Consider the following 13856-nt stretch of genomic DNA (forward strand, 5'->3'; position numbering starts at 1 on the left):
ATTAATCTATATTATTAAAAATATTTTGAGATACTTCTTCAACTGCTTGAGCCCCATTAACTTTAATATATTTAGGAATTTTAGTATTGTTTGAGGAGAAGTTTTTATAAAAGTCAATTAGCTTGGCAGTTTGCTGGTAGTATATAGAAAGTCTTTCCCTTACGGTATCTTCGTTATCATCAGTGCGAATTACTAATGGTTCACCAGTCACATCATCTTTATCCATAACCTTTGGAGGGTTGAATTTTATGTGGTAAGTTCTACCTGATACAGGATGCACTCTTCTACCTGTGATTCTTTCTATTAGAAGTTTATTATCAATATCAACCTCAACTATGTAATCTATATTTATACCCAGCTTATCTAATTGTTCAGCTTGAGATATAGTACGAGGGACTCCATCTAGTAAGAAACCATTTTTACAGTCTTCTTTAGATACTCTATCTTTGACAATTTTTATAATAAATTCATCTGAGACTAGCTGACCAGCATCTAGTATTTTTTTTAATTCATTACCAAGTTGACTTCCTGATTTAATAGTTTCCCTAATTATATCACCTGTAGAGATATGAGCAATATTATATTTTTGTTCAATTATCTTTGCTTGAGTCCCTTTGCCAGCACCAGGAGCTCCAAGAAGTATTATACGCATAGTTTTATTGGCCTTAACTTTAAAAGAATAGTTTACATAATATGCAATTAATTATAGAATAAATGACAGTATATATCTAGAAATTGATTAGTAATTTTTAGATTAATAAACTGTCCATGTTATTCAATACCACTTTATAAAATATTTTTATTCCTTGCTTTTATGCAGCATCTAAAATACCAGAATATACTTCATCAGGAGTCATATATCCAATACTAGAATGTAGTCTTTCATTGTTGTAAATATCAATATATTCTTTGATACCTACTTTAGCCTCTTTCATAGTTATATATGATGCCGGATAAACATTTTCATATTTCAGTGTTCTCCAAAATCTCTCAATTGCAATATTATCTATAGATCTTCCTTTAGTATCCATAGATATATTTATTTTATTATCAGATAATATTTTAATATGCTCTTTTGCTGTATATTGAGTTCCTTGATCAGAGTTAAAGATATCAGGTTTACCATATTTAAATAACGCTTCTTTTAACACACTAGTTGTTAGATGTGTATCCATAGTATTAGAAATCTTCCAAGCTAGTGTTTTCTTGCTATGCCAATCTATTATGGCTACTAAATATGCATACCCACATTCTAGTCTAATATACGTGATATCAGCACTCCATACCTTATTAGCTTTATCTATAACAACCTGATTCGTCTCATTTTTAAATACATTAAGTAAGTATGGATATTTCTTGTGTTGCTTATTAATGACAGTTGTCTTTTTTTTAGGATACAATGCCTTAATACCCATGAATTCCATAGCACTTTTGATTAGCTTCCTTCCAACTAGAAATCCTAATCTATTTAGCAACTTTACTAGACTTCTCGTACCATAATATGGATGTTTAGTATGTATCAAATCTATTGCATTTAATAGTTTAATATCATCATTACTACTAAATTTTGATATTGGTGTATAATAGTAACACTCTTAGATACAGATAATAGTTTAAGCTGATTATTTAAAGATAATTCTAGCTTAGTATCTACAGAGTTTACTCTATCATTTGATGATACCAAGCTTTTTAGCTTTCCCATTAAAAAATCCCTCTCTACTATTACCTCGACTAGTTTTTTACTTGTTGCATCTTTATCTTTTCTAAGCTCATCTATTTCCTGCTTATACTCCTTAACAACAGAGCTTTTATCAAATGCTAAGCAAGCATTAGATAAAAATTGCTGCTTCCAATTATGCACGTTTTTAGGAAGTAAATCATACTTACTTGCTATCTCATTAACTGTCATATCGCCTTCTAGCAATTCTATAATTACTTTAGCTTTAAAATCAGCTGTATACGTTACTCTTTTTTTACTCATTTATCTATTTCCTAATTTATCTAGTTAACTTTAACATCTAGGAATAAAAATCTTTCTAAAATCAGTAGCTTTTTCTGGGGACATTATATTGAAACAGGGCGTATGTATTTATATGATCAACCACAATTACCAGTCAATGAAATTTATGGCATCACTTCTTTTGAGTTTGGTTAATTAATAATTTATAGAATTGTAATAGCTCAAATTCAATCTGACAGACACTGTTTCTATTTAAGTGTTTTGATCATACCCTCCTATTTGGGACACTTAGGTGTTAAGAAAAGGAGACAAGATGAGATATACAAAAGAGTTTAAAGATGAAGCTGTTAAATTATGTTTACAACCAGATGCAAATAGACGAGAAATAGCAGATAACTTAGGGGTTAAATATAAAACCATTTGCAGTTGGATATCCAAAGCCATGTCAAACCCTCAGAAAGAAATAAAGATAGATTATAAAACGCAGTACCAGCAACTATCTTTTGAAAATACTGATTTGAAGAAAAAACTCAAACAGGCAGAAACAGAGCGTGAAATACTAAAAAAGTCAGCAGCGTACTTTGCAAAGCAAAATCTGTAAGGTACGCCTTTATTAAGGAGCATTATAAAGTTATGCCAGTAACAACACTATGTAAATCTTTGAATGTGAGCACATCTTCATATTACAGATGGATTCATAAACCTATAGATAAAAGGCAATATAATGATGCTGAACTAGATGATGCTATTTTAATGAACATAAATCTAGATATGGAAGTGTTAGGATATACAAAGAGCTTAAAGATATGGGTTGGAAAGTTACTCAACCTAGAGTATCTAAACGTATGAAATTACTTGGTTTACATGCTAAAGCGGCTCGTAAGCATAAGAAAACTACAGATTCTAACCACAACAAACATGTTTATGATAATTTATTAGAACAAAACTTCACTGCTTTATCTGTAAATCATAGGTGGGTTACAGATATAACTTATGTACCTACACAAGAGGGGTGGCTGTATCTTTGTGTGATTATAGATTTATTCTCAAGATCAGTTATTGGTTGGGCAATGGATTCTAGGATGAAAGCGGATTTAGTTTGTAATGCTTTAAATATGGCATTATTTAGAAGAAATTTTCCTAGTGGTGTGATTATACACTCTGATAAAGGGTCACAGTACTGTAGCAAACAATATCAAGACATTATTAAAGAACACTGGCTACTATCAAGTATGAGCTCTAAAGGATGCTGTTACGATAATGCTGCTTGTGAAAGTTTCTTTGGAACTTTAAAAGTAGAGTTAGTACATGATGAAAGCTATAAAACTAGAGAAGAAGCTAAACTATCAATATTTGAATATATTGAAGCTTACTATAATACAAAAAGGAGACATTCTACAATAAATTATATGACTCCATATCAATTTGAATATATAATGGAAAATGAAGTAGTAAACTGTTCCAAATTGACGGGGTAGATCATTTTTTATATTTAAATTTCCAATAAACCATTAAATAACTATAAAATAGACAGACTTATATTATCTATTCATTTTATTAATTATTTTTAAACCATGAAGTAATAAATCAGGAATAATAATATCAAAATACCTTTCACTTTCGAACAGATGAGCATAGCCTCCAGTACCTATTAATACTGGAGGAGTATCAGAAAAATTTTCTTTAGATATTCGACTAATTATTTCTTTGATAGCTCCTAGTTGACCATATACTAAACCAGATTGGATCTGCGATATTGTAGTTTTACCTAAGGCTGAGTCAGGTTTTGATATTGTAACATTAGAGAGCTTTGCTGTTTTTCTTGATAAACTATCCATTGATAAACTAATTCCTGGTAAGATTGCTCCACCAATATATGATTTATTTTCTGAGATAGCACAAATAGTTGTAGCAGTTCCAAAGTCGACAATGATGATGTTTTTTGATGGAAAATGAGATATCGCTGCAACTGAGTTGGCAACACGATCTGCACCTAGATCTAGAGGGTTTTTAATACTAAGTTTTAATCCTGTTTTTATACCAGGTTTAAGCTCAAGAGGAGTAATACCTAAATATTTTTTGCATGCAGAGTTAACAGAATACTCTAAATGAGGTACTACTGATGAAAGTACAACAGCCTCAATATCTTCGATATCTAATTTTTTTCTTTCAAAGAATGAAAGTAAAAATATACCTAAAGTATCAGAGGTACATGGAGTGGTTGAAGGGTATCTGAAATTATATTTAATTTCATCCCCTATAAAGACTCCACCAAATATATGTGTATTTCCGATATCAATGCATGCTATCATATTTCATTCTCCGTGTTTTAGATCAACTAAATTAGGCTTTAGGCTTTCTTTACTAGGATTAATCTGTGCATATGAGATTATAAAAAGTTGGTCTCCTATTTCACATTTTCTAGCAGCTGGACCATTTAGAGCAATAGTTTTACTGTTAGCTTGTCCTTTTATTACATATGTTTCTAAACGTTCGCCATTATTTAAGTTAACTACCTGAACTTTCTCATTTTCTATAATGTTGGCTTGTTTCATTATCTCGCTATCTATAGTTATGCTTCCAACATAAAATAGATCTTTACCTGTTACTGTAGCATATGAAATTTTTGATTTTAATACTGAAATTAGCATGATGGTCCTGTTTTTTTTAAAAAATTGTCAATTAAACGTACTTTTCCAACATAAAATGCCAGAAATATTCTTTTATCCATTTCTTTTATATATTCTAATTTTGCTTCAGTAGCCCCGATTTTGTTACTAAGGCTTTTTAAGTCAGAAAAATTATCTTGTTTAAGGATGTTGTAAATCTCTTTAGTGATCTGAGTATTAGAGTTCGTTAAGTTCTTATTTCTAGAGCTAAGAGGTAAGCCAAAATCTTCTCTAGTTGTAGGGCAACCTATTACTTTGGTATCAATAAAAAAATCTTTAACAAGTTGCTTAACTAATATTAGTTGCTGATAATCTTTTTCACCAAAATATATATTATTTGGTTTAGTTATTTGTAAAAGCTTTAGAATAACAGTTAACATACCACTAAAATGCCCAGGGCGAGCTTTTCCTTCTAAAATACTAGCTATTTCAACATTAGGTTGTATTTTAAGAGAGTCGCCATCTGGATATATATCTTTTTGATTTGGATTAAATAATATATCTACTCTTAAAGATTCTAGTATTTCTATATCTTGTTGTAAGTGATTAGGATAAGTTTGAAAATCATACTTACTATTAAACTGTGTTGGATTTACAAAAATACTAACTATAACTAAATCATTTTCTAGTTGAGCTTTTTTAATTAAGCTAATATGTCCACTATGTAGAGTCCCCATAGTAGGAACGAAACCAACTTTTTTATCCTGTGCAAAACTAGATCGTACTGACTGAAATTTCTGAATGTTGCTAGCTATAATCATAAGAATGTTCCTTACTTGGAAAAATGCCAGCTTTTGTTTCTTCAGAATAGGTATTTATCGCTTTTAATAAAAGCTGCGATAAATCTGCATATTTTTTTACAAACTTAGGCTGGAAATCCATATTCATTCCTAACATATCTTGTAGAACAATAACTTGTCCATCAGTACTTGAACCTGCACCTATACCTATTGTTGGGATATTTAAAGATAGTGTGATTTGTTTAGCAACTTTATCAGGTATACATTCTAATACTATTGCAAAGCAGCCGGCTTCTTGTAGTTGTTTTGCTTCATTAATTAGTGTTTTAGCAGCATCTTCAGTTTTACCTTGAATTTTATATCCTCCTAATCCGTTTATAAATTGTGGGGCTAGACCTATATGGGCTATTACAGGAATTCCAGAAGCAACAATATGTTTAATTGTATCTAGATTACCAGTACATCCTTCTAATTTAACAGCATGTGCTCCTGACTGTATTAAAGTTGCTACAGATTGCATTGTTACCTCAAGTGATTGACGATAGCTCATAAAAGGTAAATCAGCAATTATAAGTTTATCCTTAGCTCCTCGAGATACAGCTTTTGTCATAAATTGCATATCTGCTAAAGTAGTATAGGTAGTGTTTTCTTTACCAAGTAAAGCCATACCACCACTATCACCGACAAGGATACAGTCTATATTAGTACGATTTATAATATTTGCAAAAGAGTAATCATAGCAAGTAATCACAGATATTTTTTGTTGATTAACTTTAGCTTTTTTGAAACTTAAAACTGATTTCATATTTTGTCCTTAATTGAGAATTGATTCACTATAGTTTTAAAAAAATCATAAAAATTATCATTTACCAAAGCATCGAGATCTTTTTGTAGTGTGATAAGATCGCCTCGTGCAATTGGTCCAGATAATGAATTATGGTTTTCTTTGATATTTTTAAATGTTTTTTCTAAATAGGGAATTAGATGAATTTTATCAATATTAAAACGAGACTCCATTTCAGAGCAAAACTTTTTCCATATTAGTGTTGTTACATTATTTGCTAGAATACACATAGCATGATAATAAGGTTTCGACTGTTTATCTATCGAGAAATCATGGTTAGGCAATCCAGGTAAGAGTTTACTAAACTCTATATCTTTATTATCTATAATAAATGGGATAGATTTGTACTCTTCAAAGGAGTATAAAGATTTGTCAGGAAAACTTTGGAGCGGGTGAGCTCCAATTGCACTTCCAATATTCAGCGCGCCAGAGAAGTGAATGATGATTAAAAAATCTAATCTATCAAAAAGCTTATCATTTATGAAATTTTCTATTTGATCATCTTTGATTAAGACTAAAACATGAGTTGTTTTATCTAATAAGCTGTCTAATTTAGTTACTTCTTCTTTGCGCGACCAGTGTTTAAAATCAAGTTTTAAACACTCAAAATAGTAGCACATATGAGATGCTACATTGCCGTCGCCGACAATGACATATTTGGGTACCTGTTGCATAAATCAAGTCCGTTTTTTTGTTAAATTTTTAAATTATTATTGCCTATGAAATTAGGTCAATACCAATGCTAATCACAAGTACTGTTACTTCAGTTATGTATACAGTCTTATTTTTGCAATTTAACTTTATATCATATGATGAGGCTGTTAGCAATATTTTTAAGAGTAATTAAGGTGGTTTTTATAGTATATCTTAGCTTTAAAACATTATGAAATTTGATTGGGTTTTAACTTATGCAAAGTAATTAAATAGTATAAAATATCTCTTATAAAATAACTTATAAACCATTCTTGTTAATATGGATGTTAATGATTTTTTTTCTATAAATTATAGTGACCTTAATCAGGCAGGACTAAAACTAAACATAGATAAACTAGCAGACTTTCTTAATCAACAAAGTTACCTTTATCATACGTTAGATAAACCTATAATTTCTGATTCTAATTATGATAAGCTCTTTAAGTTGCTTCAAGATTTAGTTGATGATAATCCTCAGTTTAAACCAGTAAACTCAGTGCTTGATCGAGTTGGTGGAGAGGTTTTGTCAGGTTTTGAAACTATAAAGCATAAAAAGAAAATGACTTCCTTAGCCAATGTTTTTAGTCTTGATGAGCTTAAAGATTTTTATGAAAAAATTGAGTATGATGTTAAGCTTGAATGTGAACCTAAAATGGATGGTTTAGCAATTAGTATTTTTTATAAAAATGGTGAATTTGACTATGCTGTGACGCGTGGTGATGGTATTCAAGGTGAAAAGGTTTCAAAGAATGTTAAAACTATTAGAAATATCCCGCTTAAACTTAATACAGTAAACCCTCCCGAAGAATTAGAAGTCCGTGGTGAGATTATTTTGGATAAACAAAGCTTCTTGGCTCTTAATGGATATATGCAAGTTAGTGAAAGTAAAACTTTTGCAAATCCACGAAATGCCGCAGCTGGTAGTATTAGGATGTTAGATTCTAAAGTTGTAGCAAAGCGTCCTTTAAAATTATACAGCTATGGGATAGGTTATTTTTCAAATGATTTTATCCATCCAGAAACACAATTTGATTTGATGAATCAGTTAAAAGGTTTTGGCTTTACTATCAGTGATAATATGTTCTTAGCAAAAAACTTTGCTGAACTTGAAGAATATCATCATAAAATGAGTCATCAGCGTGCTGATTTAGCTTATGATATTGATGGCTTAGTTTTTAAAGTAAATAATATTAAATTACAAGATGCTATTGGTTATACTGCTAGAGGACCAAAGTGGGCTATTGCTTATAAGTTCCCTGCAGAAGAGGTTGAATCTGAAGTTTTAAATGTTGAGTTCCAGGTAGGTAGAACAGGTGCTATTACTCCTGTAGCTAGACTTAAGCCAGTGGCTGTTGGTGGAGTCATAGTTTCAAATGCTACATTGCATAATCTCAATGAGATCGTGCGCAAAGATATTCGTATAGGTGATAGGGTAATAGTACGTAGAGCTGGAGATGTTATTCCTGAGGTTGTCAAATCATTACCACAATATCGCAAATTAGATTCGCAAGTAGTAGAGATGCCATTATGTTGTCCAATATGTAGCTCTTCTATTGAAAATGTTAATGACCAAGCTATTTATCGTTGTACTGGTGGATGGCATTGCCAAGCACAAACTACAGAGCGTCTGAAACATTTTGTATCACGTAAAGCAATGGATATAGATAAGTTAGGGGCAAAACTAATAGAACAATTAGTTATTGCAGATTTAATTAAGTATCCGGCTGATATATATAAGCTTAACTTTGAGCAATTGATTAATCTTGAGAGAATGGGTAATAAATCATCACAAAATGTTTTAGATTCTATTGTTAAAAGTAAAGCTCCAAGTTTAGCGAGATTTATTTTCTCTATTGGGATCAAAGATATTGGTGAAGTTTCATCAGAGGCTTTGACAAATCATTTTGATAGTTTAGAAAACTTTAAAAACTCAACTATTGAAGAATTAGTGGAAATTAGTGATATTGGTGAAATTATGGCTAATAATATAGTTTCTTTTTGGCAAGATTCATTAAATATAAATATAGTTGACAATCTTCTAAGTATTGGTGTCAATATACAAAATCCAGAGAAAGTCGAACAAATAAATAATGATAATTTTGCCGGTAAGACTGTAGTTATTACGGGAACTTTTGAAAGTTATAATCGAACTGAGCTTACTCATTTCTTAAAATCAATCGGAGCAAAAGTTACCTCAAGTGTTTCTAAAAAAACAGATATGGTTATTTATGGTGATAATGCTGGCAGTAAGCTTACAAAAGCGCAGGACTTAGGTGTTGAGGTTATAGATGAAGAGAAATTAAAAGATCTATTATGAATATTAAAAACCTGAAGAAAGGTGATGTCATATTTATTTCAGATAGTTCTGAAAAGAATATTTCTGAATTATCAATGGGATATGATCAACATAGTTACTATCATTGTGTGTTATATATGGGTTATAGAGAGCTTGTTGAAGCAATAGATATTAATGGTGTTATTAGGACAGATATATCAAAATATTCAAATAAAAAGGTTCTTGTAGCACGTGTGAATGAAGATCAAAATTTCTTAGATAAAATTATTTCACAGGCAGAAGAGTTTATAGGCTTTGGCTATAACAAATTATTTTTACCAAATATAGAAAAAAAACTGTACTGTTCAGAACTAATTCATGAAGTTTTTAATTTAGTAAGTAAGCAAAAATATTTTACTCAACATAAACTTAATTATATTTCTGAAAGTGATTTTACAGTTTCACAATATTGGATAGAGTTCTATAGTCAGCATGGTCTTAAAGTTCCACAAGGATTATCAGGTTCACATCCAAATAATTTATCTTTAGATGAAAAGTTCTACGAGCGATTTTTTTTAAATATTTAGATCTTATCAAGACTATAATGTCCCCAGAAAAAGCTACTGATTTTAGAAAGATTTTTATTCCTAGATGTTAAAGTTAACTAGATAAATTAGGAAATAGATAAATGAGTAAAAAAAGAGTAACGTATACAGCTGATTTTAAAGCTAAAGTAATTATAGAATTGCTAGAAGGCGATATGACAGTTAATGAGATAGCAAGTAAGTATGATTTACTTCCTAAAAACGTGCACAATTGGAAGCAGCAATTTTTATCTAATGCTTGCTTAGCATTTGATAAAAGCTCTATTGTTAAGGAGTATAAGCAGGAAATAGATGAGCTTAGAAAAGATAAAGATGCAACAAGTAAAAAACTAGTCGAGGTAATAGTAGAGAGGGATTTTTTAATGGGAAAGCTAAAAAGCTTGGTATCATCAAATGATAGAGTAAACTCTGTAGATACTAAGCTAGAATTATCTTTAAATAATCAGCTTAAACTATTATCTGTATCTAAGAGTGTGTACTATTATACACCAATATCAAAATTTAGTAGTAATGATGATATTAAACTATTAAATGCAATAGATTTGATACATACTAAACATCCATATTATGGTACGAGAAGGCTAGTAAAGTTGCTAAATAGATTAGGATTTCTAGTTGGAAGGAAGCTAATCAAAAGTGCTATGGAATTCATGGGTATTAAGGCATTGTATCCTAAAAAAAAGACAACTGTCATTAATAAGCAACACAAGAAATATCCATACTTACTTAATGTATTTAAAAATGAGACGAATCAGGTTGTTATAGATAAAGCTAATAAGGTATGGAGTGCTGATATCACGTATATTAGACTAGAATGTGGGTATGCATATTTAGTAGCCATAATAGATTGGCATAGCAAGAAAACACTAGCTTGGAAGATTTCTAATACTATGGATACACATCTAACAACTAGTGTGTTAAAAGAAGCGTTATTTAAATATGGTAAACCTGATATCTTTAACTCTGATCAAGGAACTCAATATACAGCAAAAGAGCATATTAAAATATTATCTGATAATAAAATAAATATATCTATGGATGCTAAAGGAAGATCTATAGATAATATTGCAATTGAGAGATTTTGGAGAACACTGAAATATGAAAATGTTTATCCGGCATCATATATAACTATGAAAGAGGCTAAAGTAGGTATCAAAGAATATATTGATATTTACAACAATGAAAGACTACATTCTAGTATTGGATATATGACTCCTGATGAAGTATATTCTGGTATTTTAGATGCTGCATAAAAGCAAGGAATAAAAATATTTTATAAAGTGGTATTGAATAACATGGACAGTTTAGATATGGGTTGGAAAGTTACTCAACCTAGAGTATCTAAACGTATGAAATTACTTGGTTTACATGCTAAAGCGGCTCGTAAGCATAAGAAAGCTACAGATTCTAACCACAACAAACATGTTTATGATAATTTATTAGAACAAAACTTCACTGCTTTATCTGTAAATCATAGGTGGGTTACAGATATAACTTATGTACCTACACAAGAGGGGTGGCTGTATCTTTGTGTGATTATAGATTTATTCTCAAGATCAGTTATTGGTTGGGCAATGGATTCTAGGATGAAAGCGGATTTAGTTTGTAATGCTTTAAATATGGCATTCTTTAGAAGAAATTTTCCTAGTGGTGTGATTATACACTCTGATAAAGGGTCACAGTACTGTAGCAAACAATATCAAGACATTATTAAAGAACACTGGCTACTATCAAGTATGAGCTCTAAAGGATGCTGTTACGATAATGCTGCTTGTGAAAGTTTCTTTGGAACTTTAAAAGTAGAGTTAGTACATGATGAAAGCTATAAAACTAGAGAAGAAGCTAAACTATCAATATTTGAATATATTGAAGCTTACTATAATACAAAAAGGAGACATTCTACAATAAATTATATGACTCCATATCAATTTGAATATATAATGGAAAATGAAGTAGTAAACTGTCACAAATTGACGGGGTAGATCAGACTAGTTGTTGAAAAAGACTTATTTAAACTATAGGAGATAAACAGTGAGAAAAATAATAAAGATAGGTATTTTAACTCTATCAATAACGTCTACTTGTTTGGCAACACCAGGTAGATTAGGCTTAACAGAAAGTAAAGCTGATAATAAGCCTAATGTTATTATCTTTGTGTGGGATGGTTTACGTCCAGATTCAATATCACCGAATATAACACCAAACTTATATAGTCTTACTCAAAAAGGTGTTTGGTTTAATGATAATCACTCTAGCTATCCAACATTTACAATGATGAATGCATCAAGTTTTGCAACAGGTGATTTTGCAGGAGAAACAGGTTTCTATGGTAATACATTATGGCAACCAAAAGCCATAGGTGTTGATTCTACTGATCAAAAAGTTGACTTTAAAGCTCCTGTTTTTACGGAGGACTACAAAATTTTACAAGATCTAAATAATGTACCCAAAGAACCTTTGTTAGAGGTTACAACACTATTTCAACAAGCCCAAAAAAATGGTATAAAGACAGCAGCTGTTGGTAAGTCAGGAGCTGCATTTATGCAAGATTATACTTCTGGAGGAGTTATCTTTGATGAGAAGCACGTATTTCCAGAAGCTTTTGCAAAATATCTAAATAATAAAGGATATACACTACCTCTTGATACAAAGTATGCTTATAAAGATTTTGATTTAAAGGGTGATGCAAACCCAACTGGATATGGTAAAGTAGCTACTTTGAAAGATGGTGTTACATCTGATCCTATCGCAGGTATTACTTCACCGTATAGTAAAGATAATACATATCTTATGAAAAATTATCTAAATGAGGTAATGCCATATGCTAAACCACAGCTAAGTGTTGTATGGTTACGTAATCCTGATACTACAGAACATAACTATGGTGTTGGATCAACAGCATATTATGATGCTCTTAAAAACCAAGATTATCTATTAGGTTTGTTAATTACTAAGTTAAAGAAACAACATTTATGGAAAAAGACAGATTTAATAATAGTGTCAGATCATGCACATAGTAATGTATCAGGCTCTTTAGAAGATTTTCCTTTGAGAAATATAAACGAGAAAACTAAAACTGTTGGTTCGTTTGATGAAACTAATGGTTTTTCAGTATCTGGAGATTTTAGACCCGCAGGTCTACTTACTAGAGCAGGATTTAAAGCTTTTGATGGCTCAGGATGTCAGTATGATCCTGTTTTATCGGGCATTACAAGAGATAAAAAGCACGTGTATCCAACTAAATATGATACAACGGGTAAAATATGTGGAGGAGCTGTAAAAGAATTTGATACTAACGGTCATAGACATGCTAATTTAGGAATCAAATATACAACTCCATCGTATAAGCTTCCACACAAGCTTCCAGAAGATAGTGTAATTGTGGCAGCAAATGGAGGTAGTACATATTTGTATGTTCCAAGTCATAATAAACTTCTAATAGAAAAGCTAGTTAAGTTTTTACAATCAAGACAAGAGTTTGGCGTAATATTTGTTGATGGTAGGCGTTATGGAAGTATTTCTGGAACTTTTCCTATGAGTTTAGTTCATTTAGAAAATAAATCAAAAAGAAATCCAGATATTATAGTTGGTAGTAATTTTAATTCCTTTGCTAGAATTAAAGGTTATGCAGGTACGGAATTTAATAGTGATGGTAGCGACAGAGGCATGCACGGCTCATTTAGTCCTATAGATGTACATAATACTATGGTTGCGTATGGCCCAAGTTTTAAATCAAAGTTTACCGATGAGATACCTACAGGGAATGTTGACTTAGCTCCTACTATTGCACATATCTTAGGTTTTTATTTACATCATACTGATGGTAGAATTTTGTATGAGGCATTGAAGGGACAAAATGTTAATTATACTATTAAGCCATATCAGATCAGTACGAAAACAGTTAATAATTTAACAATTCAAAGTGCTGAGAACCCTGAAGGAAAAGTAATAGTTCCTAATAAATCTAATTATAAGTCTGAAATCTCTATTAAAGAGCTAAATATAGGTAATAAAGTATATAGTTATTTTGATCAAGCAAAAGCAATTAGATTCTAGTAGTTAAAAAAATT

General features: G+C 30.8%; 16 protein-coding genes. 8 read left to right on the forward strand and 8 right to left on the reverse strand.

The window, feature by feature from the left end:
• Position 1: 1 nt before the first annotated feature.
• The 3 genes from adk to CDV26_RS13000 all read right to left on the reverse strand — a co-directional run bounded on the left by adk (position 2) and on the right by CDV26_RS13000 (position 1981).
• Positions 2-652 (reverse strand): adenylate kinase, encoded by a 651-nt coding sequence (adk, locus tag CDV26_RS05005; protein ID WP_088772351.1) that lies wholly within the window; start codon positions 650-652, stop codon positions 2-4.
• 160 nt (positions 653-812) lie between these two features.
• Entirely contained in the window at positions 813-1574 is a 762-nt protein-coding gene (locus CDV26_RS12995) for an IS3 family transposase (protein WP_338029169.1), read from the reverse strand.
• Positions 1535-1981: a transposase gene (locus CDV26_RS13000; RefSeq protein ID WP_245806430.1), complete on the reverse strand. Its 447-nt coding sequence runs from the start codon at positions 1979-1981 to the stop codon at positions 1535-1537. The genes CDV26_RS12995 and CDV26_RS13000 overlap by 40 nt, the downstream gene beginning before the upstream one ends.
• A 271-nt stretch (positions 1982-2252) precedes the next feature.
• On the opposite strand from CDV26_RS13000, the gene CDV26_RS05020 reads away from it, so the two are divergent.
• Genes CDV26_RS05020 through CDV26_RS05025 form a run of 3 tightly spaced genes read left to right on the forward strand, consistent with a single transcriptional unit; the run spans position 2253 to position 3438 of the window.
• The gene (locus CDV26_RS05020; RefSeq protein WP_157671249.1) at positions 2253-2561 is read left to right on the forward strand and encodes a transposase; all 309 of its coding nucleotides are present in this window, start codon (positions 2253-2255) and stop codon (positions 2559-2561) included.
• 32 nt (positions 2562-2593) lie between these two features.
• A complete protein-coding gene (locus tag CDV26_RS12065; RefSeq protein ID WP_157671307.1) occupies positions 2594-2809 on the forward strand; it encodes a hypothetical protein in 216 nt (71 codons plus the stop codon).
• Positions 2767-3438, forward strand: coding sequence for an IS3 family transposase (locus tag CDV26_RS05025; protein WP_088773454.1), 672 nt, complete (start codon positions 2767-2769; stop codon positions 3436-3438). The genes CDV26_RS12065 and CDV26_RS05025 overlap by 43 nt, the downstream gene beginning before the upstream one ends.
• Before the next feature lie 63 nt (positions 3439-3501).
• On the opposite strand, the gene CDV26_RS05030 is transcribed toward CDV26_RS05025, so the two are convergent.
• From CDV26_RS05030 to CDV26_RS05050, 5 genes are read right to left on the reverse strand one after another with little or no spacing between them, the layout of a single operon-like run.
• Entirely contained in the window at positions 3502-4272 is a 771-nt protein-coding gene (locus tag CDV26_RS05030; RefSeq protein ID WP_088772352.1) for a type III pantothenate kinase, read from the reverse strand.
• 3 nt (positions 4273-4275) lie between these two features.
• Positions 4276-4611: an aspartate 1-decarboxylase gene (panD, locus tag CDV26_RS05035; RefSeq protein WP_088772353.1), complete on the reverse strand. Its 336-nt coding sequence runs from the start codon at positions 4609-4611 to the stop codon at positions 4276-4278.
• On the reverse strand, positions 4605-5390 hold the full coding sequence (gene panC, locus CDV26_RS05040) for a pantoate--beta-alanine ligase (RefSeq protein WP_088772354.1): 786 nt from the start codon (positions 5388-5390) through the stop codon (positions 4605-4607). The genes panD and panC overlap by 7 nt, the downstream gene beginning before the upstream one ends.
• On the reverse strand, positions 5377-6174 hold the full coding sequence (panB, locus tag CDV26_RS05045; protein WP_088772355.1) for a 3-methyl-2-oxobutanoate hydroxymethyltransferase: 798 nt from the start codon (positions 6172-6174) through the stop codon (positions 5377-5379). Before panB ends, panC begins: the two co-directional genes overlap by 14 nt.
• The gene (locus CDV26_RS05050) at positions 6171-6887 is read right to left on the reverse strand and encodes a DUF2520 domain-containing protein (RefSeq protein ID WP_088772356.1); all 717 of its coding nucleotides are present in this window, start codon (positions 6885-6887) and stop codon (positions 6171-6173) included. The genes panB and CDV26_RS05050 overlap by 4 nt, the downstream gene beginning before the upstream one ends.
• Positions 6888-7186: 299 nt before the next feature.
• On the opposite strand from CDV26_RS05050, the gene ligA reads away from it, so the two are divergent.
• The 5 genes from ligA to CDV26_RS05075 all read left to right on the forward strand — a co-directional run bounded on the left by ligA (position 7187) and on the right by CDV26_RS05075 (position 13842).
• The gene (gene ligA / locus CDV26_RS05055) at positions 7187-9223 is read left to right on the forward strand and encodes an NAD-dependent DNA ligase LigA (RefSeq protein ID WP_088772357.1); all 2037 of its coding nucleotides are present in this window, start codon (positions 7187-7189) and stop codon (positions 9221-9223) included.
• Positions 9220-9768, forward strand: a complete 549-nt coding sequence (locus CDV26_RS05060; RefSeq protein WP_088772358.1) for a YiiX/YebB-like N1pC/P60 family cysteine hydrolase — start codon at positions 9220-9222, stop codon at positions 9766-9768. The genes ligA and CDV26_RS05060 overlap by 4 nt, the downstream gene beginning before the upstream one ends.
• A gap of 101 nt (positions 9769-9869) precedes the next feature.
• Positions 9870-11039 carry an IS3 family transposase gene (locus CDV26_RS05065; RefSeq protein WP_088772359.1) on the forward strand — a complete coding sequence of 390 codons (1170 nt, stop codon included), beginning with the start codon at positions 9870-9872 and terminating at the stop codon, positions 11037-11039.
• A gap of 57 nt (positions 11040-11096) precedes the next feature.
• Positions 11097-11768: an IS3 family transposase gene (locus CDV26_RS05070; protein WP_157671476.1), complete on the forward strand. Its 672-nt coding sequence runs from the start codon at positions 11097-11099 to the stop codon at positions 11766-11768.
• Between the two features lie 49 nt (positions 11769-11817).
• Positions 11818-13842 carry an alkaline phosphatase family protein gene (locus CDV26_RS05075; RefSeq protein WP_088772361.1) on the forward strand — a complete coding sequence of 675 codons (2025 nt, stop codon included), beginning with the start codon at positions 11818-11820 and terminating at the stop codon, positions 13840-13842.
• The last annotated feature ends 14 nt before the right edge of the window (positions 13843-13856 follow it).

Origin of the sequence: Francisella halioticida (genome assembly GCF_002211785.1) — a bacterium.
In the GTDB taxonomy this organism is placed as follows: domain Bacteria; phylum Pseudomonadota; class Gammaproteobacteria; order Francisellales; family Francisellaceae; genus Francisella; species Francisella halioticida.